The 801-nt window shown below is 54.7% G+C and carries 1 protein-coding gene; it reads left to right on the top strand.

Features of this window, described 5'->3' with window-relative positions; genetic code table 11:
- Positions 1-801: hypothetical protein (locus Y887_RS17635; RefSeq protein WP_211257007.1), on the top strand; the 801-nt coding region annotated here is incomplete at both ends.

The raw sequence follows: 801 nt of genomic DNA, 5'->3' as shown, positions 1-801 counted from the left end.
GAGGAACAGCGTCCTGAGGCGCAACTCGGTAACCAGAATCGTAACAGCCTGAACATTCAGCAACCCGGCGAAACTGACAGCTATGAAGCATTTTTCTCTGATTCAAATCGCTGGAAGGATAACAGTACGTCGTTCAGCCTGGGCGATGTATTGCCAACAATGGGTAAAGGTTTCGCCCGGTCCGTCCGGGGAACAGGGGAAATGGCCCGTGGACTCGGTGATGCGATGATTCAGAGCCCGGTAAAAACAGGGGCGCGTATTTTAAATGAGTTCAGCCGTATGGGGCTGCCGGGTGTCGCAACTGTGCAGGATATTTTTGCCGGTGGCAGCAGGGGGGCTGATGAGGTCATCGATACCCTGCCTGATGGCAAAAACGCGGTTACAGATACTGTCGGTAAAGGTCTGAAGGTCACCGGTAAGGCTGTCAGTGACGGCGCTAAATCCTCGGATGAATGGCTGACCAGTAAGATGTCTCCGGGTGCTCTGCGTGCGCTGAATACGCCGATGACCGAAGGCTATGATGATTCTGCGGTCTGGGTGGCGAAGGGCGTAAACCTGATTGGTGCCCTTGTACCTGATATGGTTGCTGGCGGTGTGGCTAAAAAGGTGGGTGATGTCACATTGCGAAAAACGCTGACCGCCGGGCTGGAGAAAAAATACATCGCGGCAGGGATGCAGCCGGAAAGAGCCACGGCACTGGCAGCAGAAGCTGTCGATAAAAAAATGCCGGATTTATTCCAGGCGGGCCTGATCACCCATTCCACAGCCAGTGCACAGGGGCAGAGTGCAATGGCGCTGTCT

The sequence above is a fragment of the Xanthomonas pisi DSM 18956 genome (assembly GCF_001010415.1).
GTDB classification, from domain to species: Bacteria; Pseudomonadota; Gammaproteobacteria; order Xanthomonadales; family Xanthomonadaceae; genus Xanthomonas; species Xanthomonas pisi.
This window is presented reverse-complemented; position numbering and strand designations above follow the sequence as displayed.